Source organism: Peribacillus sp. Bi134 (assembly GCF_918698065.1).
GTDB lineage: Bacteria > Bacillota > Bacilli > Bacillales > DSM-1321 > Peribacillus.
The window spans coordinates 47,524-70,734 of sequence record NZ_CAKKLN010000001.1; the positions used below are offsets into that span (position 1 = coordinate 47,524).

Sequence of the window (23,211 nt, forward strand, 5' to 3'; positions counted from 1 at the left end):
GCTTTAGTGCCATTTAATAAATGGGCCGGTTCCTTAGCTAAATGAGCAAAATGCCCTCTCTTTTCCATTAACCTCCATGTTTGTTTGTGCATATAATTTACTAATCAAACGATAAGGACCATATTGGGGGATGTCTCTTATGGGCAAAAAAAAACAGCCGAAATTTAAATTAGGCGATACAGTCGTAATAACAATGTATGGGACAGTCGGGAATATAACCGATGTAAAATTTCTCGATGGTGCTTATGTGTATGAAGTGAACTATAGTGAAGGTCTTTATATCGAAAAAACATTGCAATCGATAAATGAATATGAAGGTGAAATCCTTTATCAAAAAGAACAAATAGATATTGAATATAAATTTTTATTAGGTGACTTGGTCCAGGTGGATGGGTATGAACAGGATTATTTCAAGATTATCGGCTATCGAACGGAAATTTGGCGCTATAAGGAAAATGCCTGGGAGGATGTAATCTATGAGTTATCCAGAATCTCTGATGGTGAATGGCTTGAAGCGCATGAGGAAGAACTGACTTTGATAGCCGATGCTAAACGTGCAGATGGAATCATTAAAAAGTTGGGTCTGCTACTTCCTAAAAAGAAAAATGAGCTTGCTATCATTGCTAAACAAAACAACCCTGGTAAAGGTGAGCGAGAAATGACAATGACAAAAAATGAAAAAAAGGAAATGATTGATGGACTGTTGGATTTATATAATGATTATTGTAAGCTCTACGAACATTTTGGCGATGACGAATATCGCCACATCATGAAGATCGCCCTTGCTAAAATTGAAAAGGCGGCAGAGGAAATTTATCCAGATCATAAAAAGAAGCAAACGAAGTGAAAGGTATCCTGAATTTTTAAAGGGGCAATTTCCAAATTCCCTATAGAAGCTTCCATTCAAATTGAACACGGATGGATCATGATAAATATAGGCCCTTCAAATGATTTTCCATAATGGGATGCCTTACTGGTATATTTGTCTCTACACATTCATAGACCTTTAAATAAGGGGGCGATGATTTGCGAGAAATTGAGGTTTTTATTGATACAGAAGAGATAGCGGAATTCTTTTTTCAAGAATTGATAAGACGGGGCTATCTTCCAACAGAAGCTGAAGTTGAAGATCTTGCTGACATCACATTCGAATATCTTCTTGAAAAGTGCATAATTGATGAAGAAGTCGATGAGTAACCTGTCATAAGACGGTTAACAGCTTCCTATCCCTTAATTTCATTAACCTTAAAAAAAGACGGCGGACCTCCGCCGTTTTGTTGCGGTTCAAAGGAAGGGTGCCAAAGTCTTTTCATGACTTCCAGTTTCCTTATCTTTTTCAAGTTCTAGGATAAGGTTGGATTTTCCTAACTTGTGGTTGATATGGTATAGTAGTTTTTGAATATCATTTCAACCACAAGTTAAGGAGGACATAGTCGTATGAGCGTACATATTGGTGCAAAAGAAAATGAAATTGCGGAAACGGTCTTACTTCCTGGGGACCCATTGCGTGCAAAATATATTGCTGAAACATTTTTAGAGGATGCTAAACTTTATAATGAAGTCCGTAACATGTTTGGATATACAGGGACATATAAAGGGAAACGAATTTCTGTACAAGGTACAGGCATGGGTGTCCCATCCATTTCGATTTACGTGAATGAATTGATGAATAGCTATAATGTCCAGAAGCTGATTCGTGTGGGAACTGCAGGAGCGATTCAGAAGGATGTAAAAGTCAGGGATGTTATCCTTGCAATGAGTGCTTCCACCGATTCCCAAATGAACCGTATGACTTTCGGCGGGGTGGACTTTGCCCCAACGGCGGATTTCGAATTACTAAGAAAAGCTTATGACGCCGGCACAGCTAAGGGCTTGCAATTGAAGGTCGGTAATGTTTTTACGGCCGATCAGTTTTATAATGATAATAGTGATTTGGAAAAATGGGCAAAATACCAAATCCTTGCGATAGAAATGGAATCAGCAGCGCTTTACACGCTTGCTGCTAAATTTGGCCGCCAAGCATTATCTGTATTAACCATTTCCGATCACATTTTAACCGGTGAGGAAACGTCGGCGGATGAGCGCCAGTCAACCTTTAACGAAATGGTTGAAGTGGCTTTGGAAGCAGCTATCCAGGACTGATAATTGGATGTAAATGACAGGCGGGTGACCAGGAATAAGTGAAGCTGTATAATGACAGTTGGATACAGGCTCAGTTATTCCTTGGTAGCCCCATTTTTGTAATGTCAATAGATGCCTGTAGTCCATGGAGCGTTTAACGTTTGCGAAGGCGTAAAAAAATACATATGGGCATAAGTTGTTATTTTTGATAACAATTATTTTTCGATTGTCATGAAAGCTGTTAAAATAGATAGAAATCGTTTATATCGTCATGAAGAATGAAAGTGGTGAGGCTTCAGTGGAAGAAGAAAATCAAGGACAGCCAAAAGAGGCAGGGAAATTCATTAAAATAAAAAAGTTTACGTTCATTATGGGGATTTTCTTAGTCATATTTCTAACTGCAGGGATTACTACAATAGCCTTGACCTTTGGAGATGAAAAAGTAGAGTCATTAGCACCGGATAAGCATGCGGAATTTGAAAAGCTGTATACTACATACGATAAGATAAAAGATAACTATTATGAAGAGGTTGATGAAGAAAAGCTGGTTGACGGCGCAATTAATGGAATGATCAAATCATTGGATGATCCCTACTCTGCTTATATGGATAAAAAGGAAGCATCGAGTTTCCATGAAAGCATCTCTTCATCTTTTGAAGGAATCGGTGCCGAGATTCAGGAGCAGGATGGAAAAATCATGGTCGTCTCACCGATAAAAGGGTCCCCAGCAGAAAAATCGGGGGTAAAGCCGAATGATATCATTTTAAGTGTGGACGGTAAAAGCGTTGAAGGGCTAACCTCTTCTGAAGCTGTCCTGAAAATCAGGGGCGAGAAGGGCACGAAAGTGGATCTATCCATCTCAAGAGCTGGTGAGTCGGCACCGATTGAGCTCACCATTAAACGGGACACAATTCCGATAGAGACGGTTTATGCGGAAATGCTTGATGATGGAGTTGCCAAGATTCAGGTGACCAGTTTTTCCGAACATACAGTCCAAGAGCTGAAAACGGCGCTTGAAGAAATGTCCAAGAAGGATATGAAGGGTCTCGTATTGGATTTGCGGGGAAACCCGGGGGGACTGCTTGATCAAGCAATAGAAATGGCAAGCCTGTTCATACCTAATGGGGAAGTGGTCCTTCAAGTTGAGGATCGCAGCGGGGAAAAACTAGTCGAAAAATCGAAGAATGATGGAGAACTGAAAATCCCGGTAGTCGTGTTGATTGATGACGGAAGTGCCAGTGCTTCTGAAATCGTTGCAGCGGCTGTCAGTGAATCTGCGGACATTCCATTGATTGGGGTCAAGTCATTTGGGAAAGGGACAGTGCAGACTGCCGAAGACTTTAAAGATGGATCTAATTTCAAATATACGGCAGCTAAATGGTTGACTCCTGAAGGTAATTGGATTCATAAAAAAGGGATCAAGCCGGATATTACCGTGAAGCTTCCTGATTATGCCAGCCTTCCGTACATTTCGCCTGACAAGGAATTGAAAGCATCCGATTCTTCGAGTGAAGTGAAAGCTGCTGAAGAGATGCTGAAGGAAGCAGGCCATGATCCGGGTAAGATAGATGGATTCTTTGATGAAGCAACAACGAATGCTGTCACAGCATTTCAAAGGGAACAAAAAATTAAAGAAACTGGCACCATTAAAGATGATACTACCGTGAAATTGATGCAGGTCATCCAGGAGAAAATCCTTAAGAATGACACACAAGTGAAAAAGGCGGTAGAAGTATTAAAGAAAGAAATCAATAAGTGATTTAGCCCGAAAAGCCTGTCAGCGATTATCGTTGGCAGGCTTTTTTGTCGTTTAATGCATAAGATTCCAATATTAGGAAGAGAATAAGGGGTAATTTTCCGATGAGGTGAGGTAATGAAAGAAAAGGTATTGTTCATATATCTATTGATCTTGATTCTGGCAGGCTGCACTTATGCCCCTTTACCCAAACAAAATGGAAATGCAGGTACGGAAAAAAAACTAACCAAAGAAGAGAACCAGGAAAGTGTGAAAACATTTCTGTTAATTGGTGTCGATACAAGGGGAGAGGAAAAATCTCGATCAGATGCGATTATTCTGGCAAAATACTTTCCTGAGCAGGAAAAATTGAAACTGGCTTCGATTATGCGTGATAGTTATGTGAAAATCCCTGGGAATAAAACAGGATATAACAAAATAAATGCAGCTTATTATTATGGTGGAAGGGAACTTCTCAAAAAAACCATACAGGAAAACTTCGGTGTCAAGGTCGATCATGTGGCGGTAATTGACTTTCAGGGATTCGTGAAGATGGTCGATTTACTTGCACCTGAGGGGGTAGCGGTGAATGTGGACCAGGAAATCATTGATGATATGAGCATTCAAGCAAGCGTCGGTAAAAATGTTTTACATGGCGAGGAAATATTGAAATATGTCCGTTTTAGACATGACGATGAAAGTGATTTTGGAAGGGTTGAGCGACAACAAGAAGTAATGGTTCAATTAAAAACAGCGTTTATAAATCAAATCTCGTCCTTCGAAGGGATGGCAGCCCTTCCTAGTATAATCGAACAAGGACTCTCGTACTTGGATACGGATATTGGACTGAAAACAATAATGGAAATGGGGCCAAAAGCCGTCTTCCATACACCGGACACCGTCGAAACCTTAAGGGTTCCAGTGGAAGGAAGCTTTAAAGATGAAATATATCCCCAGTCCGGAGCCGTTTTGGAAATGGACTACACTAAAAATAAGAAGGCACTTCAAGAATTCTTTTCAAAAAAATAAAAATTGTATTATGGACCTCGCAAGAATAATCACAAAAACGAGAGGGATAAGTAACCCTTCTCGTTTTTTATCATCAATAAAGCAACCTGGATCATTTAACAAAAAGCGGAATGTTTTTAATGAAATCCGGGGTTATGATGCCATTTTCGGTAATGATGCTTGTAATTAGATGATTCGGTGTAACATCAAAGGCTGGATTGAAAGTTTTCACGTTTTCAGGAGCGATCCTAACACCTTGAATGAAGGTGATTTCCGCTTCATTCCTTTCTTCGATCGGGATGGAAGTGCCGGACTCGAGAGTGAGGTCGAATGTGGTTGATGGAGCGGCCACGTAAAAAGGGATACCAAAGTGCTTGGCTAATATCGCCAATCCCAATGTCCCGATTTTATTGGCTGTATCTCCATTAGCCGCAATTCTGTCGGCACCGACGATGATTCCATTTATTCCTTTCTGATGAATCGTATGGGCAGCCATATTATCAGAAATTAATGTGACATCAACCCCCGCTTGCATCAATTCCCAAGCAGTCAAACGCGCCCCTTGCAGGACAGGCCTGGTTTCACATGCATACACTTTTAGCGGAAAGTCCTTTTCCTTTGCCAGGTGGAAGGGAGCCAAGGCTGTGCCATACCGAGCCGTGGCAATTCCCCCAGCGTTGCAATGCGTTAGAATGGAATCTCCTCTAGTGAATAAGGATAAACCATGTTCCCCGATTTTCCTGCACATTTCTTCATCTTCAGCAAAGATGGCTTTAGCCTCCGATACAAGTGCTTCCTTGGCAGTTGAAATGCTTTGCGCAGCTTCCAGAGTATTTTCCATCCTCCTTAACGCCCAAAAAAGGTTGACAGCAGTTGGCCGTGATGATGCGAGTTTTTCAATATGCCTTGATACATTTTTCTTGAATTCGGCTAATTCAGCGGTTGTTTCCTGTTTCGCACCAAGTGCAACACCAAATGCTGCCGTCAGTCCAATTGCTGGGGCACCGCGAACTTTTAATGTCAAAATGCTGTCATACACATCATCAACAGAATGAAGTTCAATGAATTCAGTTATGGAAGGAAGGGCTTGTTGATTTAATAATGTAATATGGGTATCAGCCCATTGTACCGAATAAGGTAATGGTGCATGTGTTGTCATGTGCAGGTCTCCTTTTAAATGGTTGAATAAGATGGCAGTGTACGTTGCTTCAAGGCTTCAATGACAGCTGGAACATCCAATTCTTCCCGTTTTTTAATTAAAAAAGCACCAATTTCCAATGTAGCCGTTTTGGCAGCGATCCTTGTTTCTTTATCTTCAATGACATTTAAATCGGCAACATGGGAAAGTCCGATGGTTCGCCGAATCAGTTCACAGCCGGAAAAGCCGAATGCATCTTTTTTGAATTTTGTCAGTAAATAAGGCAGATAACCTTTCACGTGACGAAATGGGCTTTTATTTTGGCCTTCCCATAATTCGGAATAAGTTTCTTCAAAGGCATTCCAAAATTCATTAAGGTGTGTGAAAATCTCTTCCTTTCCAACGCTATTACGTGTGACTGCCTGAAAGAGAAGGTTGGCAGTGTATTGACCAAGGTCAAAACCAACTGGACCATAAAAAGCGAATTCTGGATCAATAACCTTTGTTTCAGTTTCACTTGCAAATATACTTCCAGTATGTAAATCTCCATGAAGCAAGGCTTCCTGCTCGGTTTCAAAGCTTTGTTTCAGCTTAGCGACCTCGAGGATCACTGCTTTATCATTCCATATATTTTTGGCGGCATCAGTCAATTCCACCTCGAAATCTCCCGGGAGTTCCTCAAAAAATGGATCTGTGAAAATGAAGACCTCAGTGATTTTGCAGAGTTCGGGATTCGTGAAATGTCGGGCAACTTCCTTTTTGGCAGAGGGTTCTAAATGATAATCGGATGTATAAAATGCCGTTTTCGCAACATATTCACCAATATGCTGTGAAAGCAATGGATATGAATCGCCTTCGATCAATCCTGTTCTAACGATTTTCAAATGGGATAAATCCTCCATGACCGTGATGGCAAGCTTTTCATCAGAATAATAGACTTGCGGTACGAATTCTGGGCAATAACTTCTGAAATGAATCAGCGCATTCGCTTCAATTGCAGCCCTTTTCAATGTCAGCGGCCAACCTTCGCCAAGTACCTTGGCATAAGGAACCGCTTGTTTAATGATAATTCCTTTATTTGTGACTGTGTCTGTAATATGAAAAACATAATTTAAGTTTCCATCGCCGATTTCTTTACATGTTAAACTTGCATCCGCATTGACCAACCCAAGTTTTTTTGCAAGGGTTATAGCTGTTTCGTTTGTCAATCTCTTAAAATTTGAATGGTTTTGAGTCATTCTTTTCCCCTCCGGATTCAAAATAAGAATAAAAAAGCCTCTTTCATATAGAAAGAGGCAGAAGTTTTGGCTTCGGACCTCTTATCTTCCAGAATATGAATTCTGGTGGAATTAGCACCGTGCTCTGTGGATTTTATAATCCGGCGGTGAATCCGCCCCATTTCACAATGGTATTACAGTCGGTTGCTGGGCTTCATAGGGCCTTTATCCCTCAGCCTGCTCTTGATAAGAGTAAATGTTTTCTGAAATTTTAATCTTCGGGAAAATAATATCAACTTTTTAAATAGTTTGTCAATGGGTAATTTAATAAAAATCAGGACGGCGATCTTCGAATACAGGTATTTTGTTACGTGCTTCCGTAACTTTATTGAAGTCCAAGGTGCCTGTCAGGAGTTCGTTTCCTTCTCCGGCTTCACTTATGATATTTCCCCAAGGATCAATAATCAGGGAATGACCGGCAAATATATTATTGACATCAGAGCCTGAGCGATTAACGGCTACTACATAGGCTTGGTTCTCGATGGCACGGCTAATCAATAAGGCTCTCCAGTGATCGAGTCTCGGCTTTGGCCATTCAGCCGTAACGAATAGAACTTCGGCGCCTTTAGCGGTATGGGCTCGCTGCCATTCAGGGAAACGGATGTCATAACAAATGAAACCAGCACATATTTTTTCATCAAGAGTAAATAAACCATCCTTTTCTCCTGGCTTCAGGAAATGATGTTCATCCATTAACTGAAATAAGTGAAGCTTATCATATTCTTTTATGAGACTTCCCTGTTTATCGATGATGATCATGGTGTTATAGATTCCCTTGCTTGTTTTTTTCGCAATGGAACCGCCTACGATGTGAATCTCGTGTTTCCTTGCCTGTGTTTTAAGAAATTCAATCGTTTTTTCCGCCTCTTGATCAGCAATCTCATTTAACCTGCTTAAGTCGTATCCGGTTGTCCAAAGCTCTGGTAAAATGACGATATCGGGTTCTGACCGTGCTGCTTTTTCCAACCATTGTTCCGCAACCTGAAAATTGATATCCGGTTGCCCGAATGCTATATCCATTTGAATACAAGCTATTTTCCACTTCATCGTTTAAAACCCCCACATGTAAAAAATGCTTTACAAGACTATGATAAACATATATCATTTGTGTCTAGAATTTCAAGAAATTTCAGAGAAGGTGTATAAATGGTGCAATTCGAAAAATCCAGACAGCTTCAGGACCTGCCCAAGCAGTTTTTTGCCTCACTAGTCGCAAAAGTCAATGCCATCACGGAGCAAGGACATGATGTCATTAATTTAGGCCAGGGAAACCCTGATCAGCCGACACCAGACCATATCGTGAAAAGCTTGCAGTCTGCCGCTGAAAAAACGATTAATCATAAATATTCGCCATTCCGGGGGCATCAATATTTAAAAGATGCTGCTGCCGTCTTTTATGAACGTGAATTCGGTGTCAAGCTGGATCCGAAAAGTGAAGTGGCGATTCTCTTCGGGGGAAAGGCAGGCCTTGTCGAACTGCCGCAGTGTTTATTGAATCCGGGTGATACGATCCTTGTTCCGGATCCCGGCTATCCGGATTATCTTTCCGGTGTTGTTTTAGCCCAGGCAAAGACCGAATTCATGCCCTTGACAGAAGAAAATGATTTTCTTCCAAAATACAGTGACATACATAAAGAAGTGCTTGATAAAGCCAAAATGATGTTCTTGAACTATCCGAACAATCCCACAGGTGCTTCTGCAACTGAAAGTTTCTTTGATGAGACCGTCTCTACTGCAAAAGAGCATTCAATTTGTGTGGTCCACGACTTCGCTTATGGGGCGATAGGATTCGACGGAAAAAAACCGATAAGCTTTCTCCAGTCAGAGGGAGCGAAGGAAATAGGAATAGAAATATACACACTATCGAAAACATACAATATGGCAGGGTGGAGAGTCGGCTTCGCAGTGGGGAATAAGAGTGTCATAGAAGCTCTTGAACTATTACAAGACCATCTTTATGTGAGTCTCTTCCCGGCGATACAAGAAGCTGCCGCAAGCGCTTTGCTTGACTCGCAGAGCTGTGTAGAGCAGTTAGTGCAGATGTACGAGGGGCGAAGGAATATTTTCATTGAGGGATTGAGGGCAATCGGCTGGGATGTCAAAGCTCCTGCGGCATCATTTTTTGCCTGGCTCAAGGTACCTAAAGGTTTTACGTCCGAGAGTTTTGCAGACTATTTATTAACGCATGCCCACGTTGCTGTTGCCGCAGGGAATGGATTTGGTGAATTTGGCGAAGGTTATGTCAGGGTAGGGCTGCTGACTTCGGAAGAACGGCTGAAAGAGGCTGTGGAACGGATAAGTAAATTAAAATTATTTTAACCACAATGATATATCCGATTAATTCACCCTTAAATAGTTAAAACTTATTGACAAAGTAGGGATTACCTGTCAGAATACAAAATAAATTCTTAATCTTTCGATACTTGGATGCAAATTTATATATCAGCGTTTTCTTATTTTGAGCAGGTGGAGGGACTAGCCCTATGAAGCCCAGCAACCGACCGTAATTCCATTGTAAAATGGGGCGGAATTCTTCGCCGGATTTTTCTTGAAATCCACAAGGCACGGTGCTAATTCTTGCAGCCAATGGCTGGGAGATAAGAAGATGGCTTATTAAAGCCTCTTCTTTATGAAGGGGCTTTTGCCATTTTGAGACCATTTCAGGTTAATGACATCGAGAGTTTACTAACGTGATATAGGAGTGATCAAATGAGCGAGATAGTCGCTACTTATTTAATTCATGATTCTAAGGGAAATCATGAGAAAAAAGCAGAGAGCATTGCCTTAGGTTTGACTGTCGGGACATGGACGGACCTGCCCCATTTAGTCCAGAAACAACTGGAAAAACATAAGGGACGCGTCGTATCGGTGACACCACTTTCCGAAGAAGAGAGGGCAAACAGCTACTTTAATCGTAAAGTATACCGTTCGCTTATTAAAATTGCCTATCCGGCAAGGAATTTCTCCAATGATTTACCTGCAATCCTAACGACGGTCTTCGGCAAACTTTCATTGGACGGGGAAATAAAACTTATCGACTTGGATTTTGTCGGTGATATCCAAAAAGCCTTTCCCGGGCCGCAATTTGGCATTGAAGGCATTAGGAAAAAGATTGGCGTATTTAACCGGCCCCTGGTGATGAGCATCTTTAAAGGTGTATTAGGAAGAGACCTAACATTCCATAATGAGCAACTGAGGCAACAAGCATTAGGAGGTGTCGACCTAGTTAAAGATGATGAGATCCTCTTTGACCAGGAACTGACTCCATTTTTCGATAGAATAAAAACGGGAAAAAGAATATTGAATGATGTCTATGAAACCACTGGCCACCGAACTTTATATGCAGTCAATCTATCAGGGAAAACATTTGAATTATTGGATAAGGCAGAGCAAGCGGCTGATGCAGGGGCAGATGCCTTGTTGTTCAACGTTCATACATATGGTTTGGATGTATTGCAGGCCTTGAGTGAACATGATCGTATCAAGCTGCCGATCATGGCGCACCCCGCATATAGCGGGGCATTGGCAGCTTCATCATTTTATGGGGTCGGCTATCCATTATTGCTTGGTAAATTAGTAAGGTTATCAGGTGCGGATTTATCCTTGTTCCCGTCCCCTTACGGAAGTGTCGCACTTGAAAAAAAGGAGACCTTGGCGATTGCAGAAGCTCTGACAAAAGATGAACTTTCATGGAAAAAAGCCTTCCCGGTTCCCTCTGCTGGCATTCATCCGGGCATGGTTCCGGATCTAATCAAGGATTTTGGAATCGATAGTGTGATTAATGCCGGAGGTGGAATTCACGGGCATCCTGATGGAGCAGATGGCGGGGCAAAGGCTTTCCGATCCGCTGTGGAAGCCGTACTGGCAGGAAAGGAACTATCTGAAGCGGCTGCTGAGGATGAAACACTAAAAAAAGCTCTTGTGTTATGGGGAGGCCTATAAGAAATAATGAAACCGATCATCTTTTGTGATTTTGACGGAACGATCACCAACTCGGATAATATCATTTCCATCATGAAGAAATTTGCGCCTCCGGAATGGGAAGCGTTGAAAGACGGTGTCCTTCAGCAAAAAATCAGTATATCTTCGGGAGTAGGGGATATGTTTTCCCTGCTTGATAGCGGCTTGAAGGATGACATCATCCAATATGTAAGAAAGACGGCCGGCATTCGTCCAGGGTTTTATGAATTCGTTGAGTATACGAAACAAGCCAACATCCCTTTATATATTGTAAGCGGGGGCATGGATTTTTTCATTGCACCGCTTTTGAATGATATCTTGCCAACAGAGTCCGTTTATTGCAACCGTGCATTTTTTGATAAGGAAAAGATTTATATTGAGTGGCCGCATTCCTGTGATGATCAATGTAATAATGGATGCGGTTGCTGCAAGCCATCCATTATGAGGGAAATTGCGGGTGCGGAAGTTTTTAAATTCGTTATTGGAGATTCAGTAACGGATTTTGAAGCTGCAAAACAGGCGGATTTTGTCATAGCCCGTGACATACTGCTTGAAAAATGCGATAGCGAAGGGATTCCACATCAAGGTTTTGAAACGTTTTTTGATGTAATTGATATTATTAAGCAGCAGATGGGTGGGTAAAGCGTGAATAATCATTCTAAAGAATGGCAGGAGCTGGCAGATATTAAAGCTGAACTGGCCGAAAGGGATTGGTTTATGGGAACTAGCGGGAACTTGTCCATTCGGGAGCCCCAAAGCCCTTTCTTTTATATTACGGCAAGCGGTAAGGATAAAAGGAAGCAATCGGATTCGGACTTTTTACTGGTGGATTTAAAAGGAAAGCCAGTTGAAGAAACGAACCTAAGACCATCGGCCGAAACTTTACTTCATACAGTCATTTACCGGAAAACGAATGCGAACTGTGTACTCCATGTCCATACAGTTGAAAATAATGTGATATCCGAATTGTACGGGGATGAAGGCCAAGTTTCTTTTCGTAATCATGAAATCATTAAAGCGACCGGTCGGTGGGATGAAGATTCGGAACTTCGGATTCCAATCATATATAATCATGCTGACATTCCGCTGTTATCCGATAAGTTCGAGCCACATGTCGAAGAAGACTCTGGCGCCGTGCTGATCCGCAATCATGGTATTACGGTTTGGGGTAAAAGCGGACTCGAAGCAAAGAGAATACTTGAAGCTTGCGAATTTTTATTTCAATATCAACTGTTGCTTAATCAACAAAAGGCATTTGCAGTTTCTTTAAGATAAACACTAATGAAGGAGGAATGAATGATGGCGACGATCAGATTCCAGGAAACAAACGAGGTTATTGAAAACAGTGAACAGGTAAAAGGCTTTTTAGAAACACAAGGGGTTATTTATGAGCAATGGGACATTTCTAAATTACCGGCCCATCTCGTGGAAAAATACGATCTAACAGATGCTGAAAAGGAGGAAATCCTTGTAGCATTCCAATCAGAGATAGCGGAAATCTCCGAAAGAAGAGGCTATAAAGCGCATGATATCATCACATTATCCGATGCGAATCCGAACTTGGATCAAATGCTTGAAAACTTTAAGCAGGAACATCACCATGAAGATGATGAAGTGCGTTTCATAGCAGGCGGTACGAGTATCTTTGCGATTGAAGGCAAAGAGAAACAGTGGTTTGACGTGCGCCTTAATCCAGGTGATCTTATTAGTGTACCAGAATCAACAAGACATTATTTCACGCTTGCAGAAGATAGAAAAACTGTTGCTGTCCGCATTTTCGTTACAGCGGCAGGATGGGTGCCGATTTACGAAAAAGACGAAGTTCAAGCATGAATCAATGTTAAAAAACCAGCTTACGGGCTGGTTTTTATTTGTAGAAAAAAGGGAAGTCGGGATGATCTCACCTAACCTTGATTTTATAAAAAAACATGATTAATCCCTTTGTGTTTTTTCTATTTTATAGGAAAGAAATCTCGCAAGATTGAAGAAATTTGCGACACTCCTGCCGAATAACTGGCTAGCCGAGGCCCCACAGACGCTTGCGTCGAGGAGGCTCGGGAGACAGTCGGCGGAAAGGGAGCGGATTTCTGAAATCGACTGGACGTTTTTAAATAAAAAACTGCAGTCGAACTCGCTTTTCTTCGAATTTGCCTAGTCTGAAACCAGCTTACGGGCTGGTTTTTTTATGTGAATCCGGCAAGTGCTTTAGTAAGGTAATTATGATAAAATTTAACGGAATCGAATTTAACAGGATCATAGGAGCAGATAAGAATGAAAACAACCGAAGTGTACATATTGGGCGGCTTTCTCGGCAGCGGGAAAACGACGCTTCTTCGAAATATATTAAAGCAGGAAAGTGACGCGGGCAGAAAAGTGGCCGTGCTTTTAAATGAGCTCGGCAGTGTATCGGTTGACAGCGGACTCATTGGTGATGGAGTGCCTCTGAAGGAGTTGTTTGACGGGTGCATCTGCTGCACAATTCAAGATAAACTGGAAGTTCAGCTTCATGAATTGCTAACCGAAAATGACTTGGATGCGGTTTATATTGAAACGACGGGCGCTGCTCATCCAGTTGAAGTATTGGATGGCATCATGTCCCCGATCTTCGCCAAAAGGCTGGAGTATAAAGGGATTATCACCGTGGTCGATTTATTAAGGTGGCGCGATCGCGAGGAACTGTCTCCGCAGCTTCGACAGCTGCTTGCCGAGCAAATCCACCATGCCGATTTCATACTATTGAATAAAGCGGATTTAGTAAGTGAGATGGAGGCCGCACAGCTGATATATACGATACAGGCACTGAATACGGATGCTGTATGTTTATTGACGGAGTATGCAGACGTTTCCTTGAAATCATTGCAAGGGATGCAAAGAAATCGGCAAAATAGCCATCAAAAGCTTGATGTACATGACAATTTGCATTTAACTGCAGTCGTTCATACCTTTGAAGGTGCCGTGGCACAAACCGACTTTGAAGAGTGGCTTAGGTCCCTGCCGGAAACGGTATATAGAATGAAAGGATACATTTCCTTTACACATTCACAATACCCCCATTTATTTCAATACTCCTACGGAATGCCGATGTATATGAATGAAATGATGAAAATGCCATTGAATATCGTCATCATCGGGGAAAAGTTGGATGAGGAAATGTTGATCGGTCAGTTGAAAGCTTTGGAAGCGAGAGCGGTCTGATAAACGTTTACCGCCCATAAAAGAAGGGAAACATATAAGAAGACTTTCTTATCAAGGAGGCGGTATTAATGCCATGGAATAAGAACGATTACCCAAATTCGATGAAGAATCTAGATAAAGATGTCAGGGAAAAGGCTATAGAGATCGCGAATGCATTATTGGATGAAGGATATGAGGATGGAAAAGCCATTCCAATTGCCATAGACCGGGCTAAGATGTCGGTGGGAAAAGATTGAAAAAATGGTCAGACCCATTTGAGGGTCTGACCATTTTTATTCTTGCATTCCAAAGGCGGCAAATGTCTTTTCGTCTTCTATTAATCCGCACGCAGCACATTGCACCCGAACTTCAGGACCATTATATGCTAGATGGAACGGCTGAAGGGAATCGTTCGAATATTGTTCAACAATCTCACCGGATTGCGGATCCTTTTTAACAGGGGTTGCTACTTGCTGAATGAGATTGAAGCGAGATTTATTTGTCCGGCAATTCGGACAGCGGTATACTTGAGACACTGTACTCACTCCTTTTTTGAATTTTAAAAAGCGTAATCGTATTATTAAGATAGTCTTTACGAACTTGATCAATAATATGTATGAATTAGTAATGGATGGAAGGGATACTATGAAGGAAAATATCAGGCAAGAAGAATTACTGGTGGCTTATTTAAGCATATGGAACAATCGTAAGGTGACCGATGGAGGTGGAAGGGAAGTTTTGCCGGAACTCGTCCGCCGTGAGCTTTTGGATGAAAATGCCCATCCCCGTGCCCGAAAACCAGTATTGGAGAAATTTTACCTCTCCATTAAACGCGTGATGGAATCTTCGCTTTCGGAAGAAATGAAAAATGCAATCGTCATGCTCTATATCACTGAATTGGAAAGATTATGATTCCAGATTGTGATACGGGTGCTTGTTAGCAAATATTCTTATCCGCTTCATACTTTTTTCACAAATCATTGTTAAAATTTTAAAAAAATAGATATTTAATGAATAAGGAGCTTAAAATATGAAGTGGGGCATTGGGCTTTTTCTTGCCATCGTACTGCTTACTGGGTGTAATAGCGGTAATGCATTTACTAAAATCAATAAAAGTGAATCTTTCCTGGCGACTGTCAATATCAAGGATACTTCTCTGACTTTTATAGATGAAAACTATCATCCATTTGCAAAATGGGATATTTCAGAACCATTTACCGGAGCCCTGCTCCTGGCAGACAAAGATACTATCCTGCTTTATGGAAAAGAGATGAAGAAAGTCCAAGTTTACTCTTTATCAGCAGGAAAAATGATAAACAGTTGGGAAATTGGGAAAGGAATCGTCAATATGCAATTGTTACGTGATGGAAAAAGCATCGTGGCGGTCAATCAAGCGAATCACTCCATTTATTTTTTAAATGCTGATGGGGAGGTACAGGATATTGTCAAGGTTGGTAAAAGCCCCTTGACCGTTCTTCAAGGAGAGCAAGCAAATCGCTTGTATGTTATTAATTTTGGTGATACCAAATGTTCAGTGATAAATCTTGAAACGAAAAAGGTCGATTTCGAATTTCCCGTACATAGTTCCAGCACCGGCACGTTATTAAGGGAAGAAAAGGATGAAATATGGATCGGAGGACATGGTGATGGGGACCAAGTGGAAGAAGATCTATATATTTATTCGGCAAAAACGGGAGAGTTGAAGAAGAAACTGAAGGCCCCCACCATGCCGATAAAGTTCCTGGAGAATGCTGAAGGCATATTTGTCCTAAGTCATGGTACAAGCTCCTTATATAAATTGAATGATCAATATGAGGAAGTGAAAAGCAAAGTGGTCGGCGTCAACCCCTTTGAAATGGCGAACTTCAATGAAGATGTGGTCGTGGCGGGATATGATAGTGATGAAGTGTATGTAATGGATGCTGAAACAGTCGATGTTAAAAAAACGATAAAAGTCGGCGAAGGTCCGTTCCAATTGATGTTGAGGGAGTAGATGACATGCATGCTTACACCATTTTAGTCGTGGATGATGAAGAAGATATGCGAAATCTAGTTGAAATGTATTTGCTGAACTCAGGTTATCGATGCCTTCAAGCTGCGAATGGAAAAGAAGCTATAAGGATGGTTGAAACAGAGGAAGTGGATTTAATCCTATTGGATATCATGATGCCAGGTATGGACGGTTTCTCCGTTTGTGAAGAGATTCGTGATAATTGGGAGATCCCTGTGATATTTGTCAGTGCGAAAGGTGAAGAATGGGATAAGGTGAAAGGGCTGAAGCTTGGCGGCGACGATTATATCGTCAAGCCGTTCAATCCAGGAGAATTGGTAGCAAGGGTCGAAGCTGTATTGCGAAGGACAGGGAAATTATCATTGAATGAAGAGAATCAAAACCATGTCCGATTCGGTAAAATTAGCTTGAACTTACAATCCAGAACGGTTTTGGTTGAAGGGAAGGCAATCAATTTAACCTTGAAAGAATTCGAATTGCTGTTATTTCTCATGCGTCATAAGAGCCAGGCACTCAGCCGTGAACAATTGCTTGAAAATGTATGGAGCGGGGAGTATGGAGGATCTTTACGTACTGTGGATACCCATATCAAAACGTTACGAATGAAATTAAGAGCGGCCGATTACATTCAAACCGTCTGGGGAATCGGTTATAAGATAGAGGAAAAGAAATGATCAATAAATGGCGAACCCTCTCATTTAAATTATGGCTCACCATCATCACCGCAATCATCCTTTCCGTTCTGTTCGCATACTCACTTTCTCAATATTATTATAAAAATCTATATGTGGAGAAGCTTAAAACAGATTTAGTCAATGAAGCGTCATTGCTAGGGGCGGATTATACCGGCGGTGAAATCAGTGATGACTTCAAGGAAAAAGTTGAATGGTTTAACAGTAAGAATGACAGCGAGGTCTTTGTCGTCAACAATCCCAGGGAATTGAGTGCCTGTCTACCTTTTGAAATCAATTATGATACTCTTATTTCTGAAGAAGAACGGCAAATGCTTTTAGATGGGAAAGCCGTTGAAAAAGAGGGATATGAGAAAAGGTTTGAAAAGAACATCGTAGCGGCGATCATACCCCTGATTGACGAAGATCGCCTCGAAGGTATCATCTATACATATATTCCAGTAGATTCCATTACGGTCTTACTTAAGGAATTTGCTGTAAAATGGTTGGCAGCGATCCTATTATTCTTGATAGTCGCGATATTTTTTACTACAAAATGGTTGAAAAGGCTAATCAGTCCGATTAAGGAAATCGAGACTGCAGCCCATCTCGTTTCAGAGGGGAATTATGACATACAGGTCCATGTAAGGAGCCATGATGAAATAGGTAAACTGGCAATAGCCTTTAATGATATGGCCAATTCCATCCATTTGGAAGAAGAAAGAAAAAAAGAATTTCTTGAAAATGTAGCACACGAGCTCAGAACCCCGCTTAGTTACGTAAAGGGATACACGCAGGCCATATTGGATGGTGTCGTGAAAAATGATGAAGAACAACGGAAATACCTTCATCTCATTTCAAGGGAGGCCCTTAGGCTGCAGCGGCTTGTGGGTGATCTGATGGACTTAACAAAAATGGATAGTGATCCATTCTTGTTAAATAAAATCCCAATTGCCTATGCCCAATTCATAGAAGACGTACTTGTGAAATATGAACCGATAATAAAGGAAAAGAAATTGGACTTGCAGTTGGATCTGGATCCAGACCCGATTATTTTTGGGGATGAAGGAAGGATGGAACAGATCCTGCATAACATTTTTGATAATGCCATTCAGTACACGGATTCTGGAGGGGCGATTCATATTACCCTAATTCAGCATAAAGATGATTGCGAACTGCTGATAACTGACACGGGTAACGGGATTCCGGAAGCGGATCTGCCTCATATCATGAATCGTTTTTACCGAGTGAACAAAGCACGCAGCCGTTTTGATGGCGGTTCAGGGCTTGGACTGTCCATTGTCAAAAAATTGGTGGAATTGCAAAATGGTAAAATCGAAATAGAAAGCAAGGAAAAAAGGGGAACAAAAGTCAAGGTCATCCTACCGGTTATAAAAGAAGAATGGAATTCATAAAAAGGGGATACGTTCAAAAATGAAAAAAATCGTATTATTTTGCATGACGTTAATTTTTTTGGCCGGATGCGGCAAGGAAGAGGAAATTCCGAAAATGTTAAATGTCGATTTAGCTGTCGATCCAATTCAGGGTAAAGTGAATGAGCCTGTGAAATTTCAGGCAAAAGTGACTTATGGGGACGAAGCCGTGACAGATGCGGATGATGTCAGTTTTGAAATTTGGCTTGCGAATAGCGATGACCATGACAAGATTGCAGTAAAACATAAAAGAAACGGCATATATGAATTGGAGAAGATTTTTGATGAAGAAGGAACCTATTATGTATATGCCCATGTAACGGCAAGGGATATGCACAACATGCCAAAGAAAGAATTCGTCATAGGGAAGCCAAGCACTCCTGAACAAAATGGTGGGAAAAAGGAAATGGACGAAATGGATGATGAAGAAATGAAATGATGAATGACCATCAAACTCAAAACAATTCGGAAGTGAATCCGAATTGTTTTTTTTTTTTTGAAAAATGGACCAAGGCAATAGGGTAGAAATGATCGGGACAAAAGACGGAGCGTCGAAGTTAAATCGAAAAATTTGTAACATAAAAGTAATGAAAGTCATATTAAGTTGGTTAAATACGATATGTCAACAAAAAGTTATTAGTATTCAATGGAAATGGTTCTATGTAACTACCATTGACAAGTAAGGGCTGGAAAAATATGAGTATATATACCACCGAAAGAAACATAGATAGGTAAAGCATTCTTGCAAGTTTTCTCTGAAACTAGGATAATAATATTTTCTCTTTCGTATCCTGTTAAATTCGATGGAAATTGCTGGTGCATTTATTACAAAAAGTGCATGTTATGATAATTCCAGAAGCAAAGCACAACACAAAACGAACATCACAGGAGGAAATACGAATGAAAAAGAAAATGTTTATGTCAGCAGCAGCGGCTGCAGCTATTATATTCACAGGAGTAGGAGCTAACCAAGCTGAAGCAGCCAACTGTGATACTGTTAAACAAGTAACTTATAAATCTATGAATAAAGAGGATATGCAAAATGTCCTTAACCAATACCTAGCTAAATACAATATCACTTTACCTGCAGCGCAGGCACAACAAAAACCGGTTCAAAAACCAGTTCAAAAACCAGTTCAAACACCAGGTCAAGAAGCTGGAACAGCGAACCAAGCAAAACCTGAAGCAAAACCTGCAGCACCGGAAGTGACACCTGATAAATCAACTGGTGAAAAACAAGAGACAAGCTCTGAATTAAGCGCTTTTGAACAAGAAGTTGTTAAATTAACTAATGCAGAACGTGAAAAACAAGGTTTGGCAGCTCTTAAAATCGACACTGAGTTGAGCAAAGTTGCACGCGCCAAGTCTCAAGACATGAAAGATAATAACTACTTTGACCACAATAGCCCAACTTACGGCTCACCATTCGATATGATGAAAAAATTCGGAATCAGCTATACAACAGCAGGCGAGAACATCGCACAAGGTCAAAAAACACCTGAAGAAGTTGTACAAGCTTGGATGGATAGCCCAGGACACCGTGAAAACATCATGAATTCTAGCTTTACTCATATTGGAGTAGGTTATGTGGAATCTGGTAACTACTGGACTCAACAATTCATCGGAAAATAATAGATTGATAGAAGAGTGCATCCCAAAAACATGGGGTGCGCTTTTTTTTGTGCGAAAATAACTAATTCCATTCCATGGAAAAAAATCAATTCTGACATTGATTGGTTCTCTATAATGTACCCAAATCTAAAAAAATTGAACCAAGAAATAACTGGAACCGCACCTTAACATCAGTGAGGTCCCGGTGAAGCCACTTAAATCTCGGATACATCGATTTCTGAATACTGTGTATTGAAACTTTTCTGAAGACGTATTTCCAATGTTGATTCTTTATATTGGGCTGATGCCCCTTTTTTCTTTACAGGTGCGGGGAGTGTTATGACATGCCGATCTGACTCTTCAGGGATCCCCTCGATGATGGATTGGTTAGATGTATGGTAAAGTTTCATTTTCTTTAGCCAAGATTCATCTTCTATTGGAATTCTTACGAAGACATATAAATGCGTTTCAAATACTTCGGCATGTAAAGGATGTTCAGATCTGGCATTTTCTTTTTGTGAGCGGCCATCATTTTGATTCATCATACCTTGCATATTTTCAGGTATGACTTGTGAAAATACTTTTTCAATGAATGATTGTACATCACTTTGCTGCATATTTTTCATGAAATCCTTTTGGTTCGGGTTATTCTTAAAAGAAAAAAGTGAATTCCAAGGAAACATATTGAATTCCTCTCTCCTGCTTATGGTCTGACAGGTTTATTTGTTATATTTTATGCAGCTAAAGCCCATAGGTTCTTTTATATAATTACTAAATTATAGAAAACGGAATAAACTTATGTATAATTAAGTAAAATCCATTAGATAAAGAGGGTAGGCCTGTGGATGAAAAAGTAGCTTTTATTACTGGTGGAGCAACGGGAATCGGGAAAAGGATGGCATTTTTACTCGCGGATAACGGAATGGCCATTATCATTACTTATCGAAAAAGTAAAAAGGCAGCTTTAGCATTAGTGGATGAATTACAGGGAAAATACCATGTTAAGGCACTTGCGATTCAAGGTGACTCGTCAAGTGAAGAAGATTGCCGGAATATTTTGCAAAAGATTTTGGAGGTCTTTGGCCATGTTGATATCTTCATTCATAACGCAGGGCCATATATGCATGATCGTAAACACATGACTGAATATGGCAGTGATGAATGGAAGTACATCATGGATGGGAATTTAAACGGTTTTTTCTATTTTGCGAAGGAACTTATTCCGCAAATGCGAAGTAGAAACTGGGGCAGAGTCATTACATTAGGGTTTGAACGGTGTGAAACTGCACCAGGCTGGATTTATCGTTCTGCTTTTGCCGCGGCAAAGAGCGGCTTGACCTCCTTGACAAGAACTTTAGCTGCGGAAGAAGCTACACATGGCATCACCGTGAATATGGTCTGTCCTGGTGATATAGTAGGTGATTGGAAAGAGGGGGAAATCAGGGGCGCGAGAGCAGAAAAGGATGGTACGGTTCCAATCGGCAGACCGGGTACAGGCGAAGATATAGCGAGGGTCGTCACGTTTCTTTGTGATGAGGAGTCAGATTTCATTACCGGCAGCATCATACCGGTAACAGGCGGAAAGGATGTTCTAGGGAAAATATATAAAGCCTAGCGTGAGAATGAAAAAGGGTGAGGCCGGTAATCCAGCCCCACTCTTTTTTCACGCCATTTTTTTATATTTCACTTGCTGTATGAACCGTAAGCGAGCCGCCAAGCCTATTGCTCCGAGAGCCAAGCCGGTAATTAGGCCAATCCAATACCCAAAGGCTCCCATATCGGTATACTTTGCGAAAACATAGCCAATGGGAAGCCCGAGAATCCAGTAGGAGACCAGTGACATCGCAAATGTGACATTAACATCTTTATAACCACGCAATATACCCTGAATAGGTGCCTGGAGGGCATCCGATATCTGAAAGAAGATGGCATATATTAAAAAATGTGAAGTCAGCATCATTACCTCATGATCTTTTGTGTATAAAGAAGCCACAGGTTCACGGAAAAGGAATAGGATGGTCGACAAAACGAGCGACATTGTCAAGGCCATCGAAATGCCAATCCAGCTATACACTTTTGCATCTTTATAACGGTTTGCCCCAATTTCAAATCCAATGACGATCGTCAAAGCCATGGATATACTTAGCGGTATCATATAAAGCAGGGAGGCAAAATTCATGGCAATCTGATGCGATGCTATTGTGACGGTATCATACTTACTCATCAAAAGGGTGACGGCCGAGAAAATGCTTGTTTCAAAAAAGATAGCCAGCCCGATGGGTACTCCAATCAATAATAAAGCACGCCATTCTTTCCAGGAAACCCGGAAAAATTCATTGAAAACCTTATATGTCGAAAACGGGTTGATTTTTATTACAACAAGGATGGCCACCAAGGCAATTAACCAATAAGTAATGGCAGTGGCGTACCCCGAACCGACACCGCCAAGTTCGGGGAATCCAAGCTTCCCGTAGATTAATAGGTAATTAAAAAGGACGTTTACCGGGAGTGCACATAAGGTGATTATCATGGATATCCTGGTCTGCCCCAGAGCATCAATGAATGCCCTTAACGCATTATAAACGAATAAAGGAATGATACCGAGTGAAAGTGCAATCAAATAATCATGAGCAACCATGTGGACACTATCTTCAAGGTCCATGGCATTCAATACGGGGTTCAAAGAAAACGCCCCAATGATTAATATGAATAAGGCTAAAGTGACAGCTAAATAAATGGCCTGCATCACGGAATAGGAAACGGATTTAGACTGCCTGGAACCGACCAGCTGTGAAACCACCGGCGTTAAGGCAATCAATATCCCGCTCAGCCCCGTGTATACGGGTGTCCATAGCGAACTGCCGATGGAGACGCCAGCAACGTCCTGAGTGCTGTATTGTCCTGACATCATCACATCAAAAAAGGTCATGGCATACATGCTGATTTGGGTTATCAGGATAGGTATCAATATATAAAATAATAGGCGGATCTTTTGTGATTTAGTATAAGTCTGATTCATTAAAGTACCTCAATATCAATATTTGCAATTTTCAACACAATGAAAGAATTATA

Annotated in this window: 25 protein-coding genes and 2 riboswitches; of the genes, 19 read left to right on the plus strand and 6 right to left on the minus strand. The window is 41.0% G+C overall.

From position 1 onward, the window contains the following. Positions 1–139 precede the first annotated feature (139 nt). The 5 genes from LQ188_RS00265 to LQ188_RS00285 all read left to right on the plus strand — a co-directional run bounded on the left by LQ188_RS00265 (position 140) and on the right by LQ188_RS00285 (position 4,885). Positions 140–847, plus strand: coding sequence for a hypothetical protein (locus LQ188_RS00265; RefSeq protein ID WP_137017690.1), 708 nt, complete (start codon positions 140–142; stop codon positions 845–847). Positions 848–1,026: 179 nt separating this feature from the next. Further along, a complete protein-coding gene (locus LQ188_RS00270; protein WP_064505166.1) occupies positions 1,027–1,197 on the plus strand; it encodes a YozD family protein in 171 nt (56 codons plus the stop codon). Between the two features lie 240 nt (positions 1,198–1,437). After that, positions 1,438–2,142, plus strand: coding sequence for a purine-nucleoside phosphorylase (gene deoD, locus LQ188_RS00275; RefSeq protein WP_230175687.1), 705 nt, complete (start codon positions 1,438–1,440; stop codon positions 2,140–2,142). A gap of 277 nt (positions 2,143–2,419) precedes the next feature. Next, positions 2,420–3,880 (plus strand): S41 family peptidase, encoded by a 1,461-nt coding sequence (locus LQ188_RS00280; RefSeq protein ID WP_230175688.1) that lies wholly within the window; start codon positions 2,420–2,422, stop codon positions 3,878–3,880. Positions 3,881–3,994: 114 nt separating this feature from the next. Continuing rightward, on the plus strand, positions 3,995–4,885 hold the full coding sequence (locus LQ188_RS00285) for an LCP family protein (RefSeq protein ID WP_101225245.1): 891 nt from the start codon (positions 3,995–3,997) through the stop codon (positions 4,883–4,885). Positions 4,886–4,976: 91 nt separating this feature from the next. On the opposite strand, the gene mtnA is transcribed toward LQ188_RS00285, so the two are convergent. The 3 genes from mtnA to LQ188_RS00300 form a co-directional block, all read right to left on the minus strand. Beyond that, positions 4,977–6,023 (minus strand): S-methyl-5-thioribose-1-phosphate isomerase, encoded by a 1,047-nt coding sequence (gene mtnA, locus LQ188_RS00290; protein ID WP_101225244.1) that lies wholly within the window; start codon positions 6,021–6,023, stop codon positions 4,977–4,979. A gap of 14 nt (positions 6,024–6,037) precedes the next feature. Further along, positions 6,038–7,240, minus strand: coding sequence for an S-methyl-5-thioribose kinase (gene mtnK, locus LQ188_RS00295; RefSeq protein WP_101225243.1), 1,203 nt, complete (start codon positions 7,238–7,240; stop codon positions 6,038–6,040). A gap of 78 nt (positions 7,241–7,318) precedes the next feature. Then, positions 7,319–7,472, minus strand: a riboswitch (SAM riboswitch). A gap of 71 nt (positions 7,473–7,543) precedes the next feature. Further along, positions 7,544–8,326 carry a carbon-nitrogen family hydrolase gene (locus LQ188_RS00300; RefSeq protein WP_101225242.1) on the minus strand — a complete coding sequence of 261 codons (783 nt, stop codon included), beginning with the start codon at positions 8,324–8,326 and terminating at the stop codon, positions 7,544–7,546. 99 nt (positions 8,327–8,425) lie between these two features. Between LQ188_RS00300 and LQ188_RS00305 the strand changes: the two genes are divergently transcribed. From LQ188_RS00305 to LQ188_RS00335, 7 genes are all read left to right on the plus strand, one after another. Next, positions 8,426–9,598 (plus strand): pyridoxal phosphate-dependent aminotransferase, encoded by a 1,173-nt coding sequence (locus LQ188_RS00305; RefSeq protein ID WP_101225241.1) that lies wholly within the window; start codon positions 8,426–8,428, stop codon positions 9,596–9,598. 131 nt (positions 9,599–9,729) lie between these two features. Next, positions 9,730–9,883: riboswitch (SAM riboswitch) on the plus strand. 105 nt (positions 9,884–9,988) lie between these two features. Then, positions 9,989–11,221 (plus strand): 2,3-diketo-5-methylthiopentyl-1-phosphate enolase, encoded by a 1,233-nt coding sequence (mtnW, locus tag LQ188_RS00310; protein ID WP_230175689.1) that lies wholly within the window; start codon positions 9,989–9,991, stop codon positions 11,219–11,221. 6 nt (positions 11,222–11,227) lie between these two features. Then, on the plus strand, positions 11,228–11,881 hold the full coding sequence (locus LQ188_RS00315) for a 2-hydroxy-3-keto-5-methylthiopentenyl-1-phosphate phosphatase (protein ID WP_101225239.1): 654 nt from the start codon (positions 11,228–11,230) through the stop codon (positions 11,879–11,881). Positions 11,882–11,884: 3 nt separating this feature from the next. Beyond that, positions 11,885–12,514, plus strand: a complete 630-nt coding sequence (locus tag LQ188_RS00320; RefSeq protein ID WP_101225238.1) for a methylthioribulose 1-phosphate dehydratase — start codon at positions 11,885–11,887, stop codon at positions 12,512–12,514. Positions 12,515–12,538: 24 nt separating this feature from the next. After that, complete coding sequence (locus LQ188_RS00325; protein ID WP_101225237.1) at positions 12,539–13,072, plus strand: cupin domain-containing protein; 534 nt, start codon at positions 12,539–12,541, stop codon at positions 13,070–13,072. Between the two features lie 438 nt (positions 13,073–13,510). Continuing rightward, positions 13,511–14,434, plus strand: coding sequence for a CobW family GTP-binding protein (locus tag LQ188_RS00330; protein WP_101225236.1), 924 nt, complete (start codon positions 13,511–13,513; stop codon positions 14,432–14,434). Between the two features lie 68 nt (positions 14,435–14,502). Next, entirely contained in the window at positions 14,503–14,670 is a 168-nt protein-coding gene (locus LQ188_RS00335; protein WP_157831134.1) for a hypothetical protein, read from the plus strand. Positions 14,671–14,706: 36 nt separating this feature from the next. On the opposite strand, the gene LQ188_RS00340 is transcribed toward LQ188_RS00335, so the two are convergent. Beyond that, entirely contained in the window at positions 14,707–14,949 is a 243-nt protein-coding gene (locus tag LQ188_RS00340) for a DNA alkylation repair protein (RefSeq protein ID WP_101225235.1), read from the minus strand. 109 nt (positions 14,950–15,058) lie between these two features. Here LQ188_RS00340 and LQ188_RS00345 point away from each other — a divergent pair, with 109 nt between their 5' ends. From LQ188_RS00345 to LQ188_RS00370, 6 genes are all read left to right on the plus strand, one after another. Continuing rightward, entirely contained in the window at positions 15,059–15,325 is a 267-nt protein-coding gene (locus LQ188_RS00345; protein ID WP_101225234.1) for a hypothetical protein, read from the plus strand. A gap of 118 nt (positions 15,326–15,443) precedes the next feature. Then, positions 15,444–16,406 carry a hypothetical protein gene (locus LQ188_RS00350; RefSeq protein WP_101225233.1) on the plus strand — a complete coding sequence of 321 codons (963 nt, stop codon included), beginning with the start codon at positions 15,444–15,446 and terminating at the stop codon, positions 16,404–16,406. 5 nt (positions 16,407–16,411) lie between these two features. Further along, entirely contained in the window at positions 16,412–17,098 is a 687-nt protein-coding gene (locus LQ188_RS00355; protein WP_230175690.1) for a response regulator transcription factor, read from the plus strand. Then, positions 17,095–18,510: an ATP-binding protein gene (locus tag LQ188_RS00360; protein WP_101225231.1), complete on the plus strand. Its 1,416-nt coding sequence runs from the start codon at positions 17,095–17,097 to the stop codon at positions 18,508–18,510. Before LQ188_RS00355 ends, LQ188_RS00360 begins: the two co-directional genes overlap by 4 nt. Positions 18,511–18,529: 19 nt before the next feature. Beyond that, entirely contained in the window at positions 18,530–18,967 is a 438-nt protein-coding gene (locus LQ188_RS00365; RefSeq protein WP_101225230.1) for a FixH family protein, read from the plus strand. A gap of 461 nt (positions 18,968–19,428) precedes the next feature. Further along, entirely contained in the window at positions 19,429–20,160 is a 732-nt protein-coding gene (locus LQ188_RS00370) for a CAP domain-containing protein (RefSeq protein WP_230175691.1), read from the plus strand. A gap of 194 nt (positions 20,161–20,354) precedes the next feature. On the opposite strand, the gene LQ188_RS00375 is transcribed toward LQ188_RS00370, so the two are convergent. Next, positions 20,355–20,822 (minus strand): Hsp20/alpha crystallin family protein, encoded by a 468-nt coding sequence (locus LQ188_RS00375; protein WP_230175692.1) that lies wholly within the window; start codon positions 20,820–20,822, stop codon positions 20,355–20,357. A gap of 158 nt (positions 20,823–20,980) precedes the next feature. Here LQ188_RS00375 and LQ188_RS00380 point away from each other — a divergent pair, with 158 nt between their 5' ends. Next, positions 20,981–21,754, plus strand: coding sequence for an SDR family oxidoreductase (locus LQ188_RS00380; RefSeq protein WP_230175693.1), 774 nt, complete (start codon positions 20,981–20,983; stop codon positions 21,752–21,754). A gap of 48 nt (positions 21,755–21,802) precedes the next feature. On the opposite strand, the gene LQ188_RS00385 is transcribed toward LQ188_RS00380, so the two are convergent. Continuing rightward, positions 21,803–23,158: an MATE family efflux transporter gene (locus tag LQ188_RS00385; RefSeq protein ID WP_101225226.1), complete on the minus strand. Its 1,356-nt coding sequence runs from the start codon at positions 23,156–23,158 to the stop codon at positions 21,803–21,805. Positions 23,159–23,211: the final 53 nt, after the last annotated feature.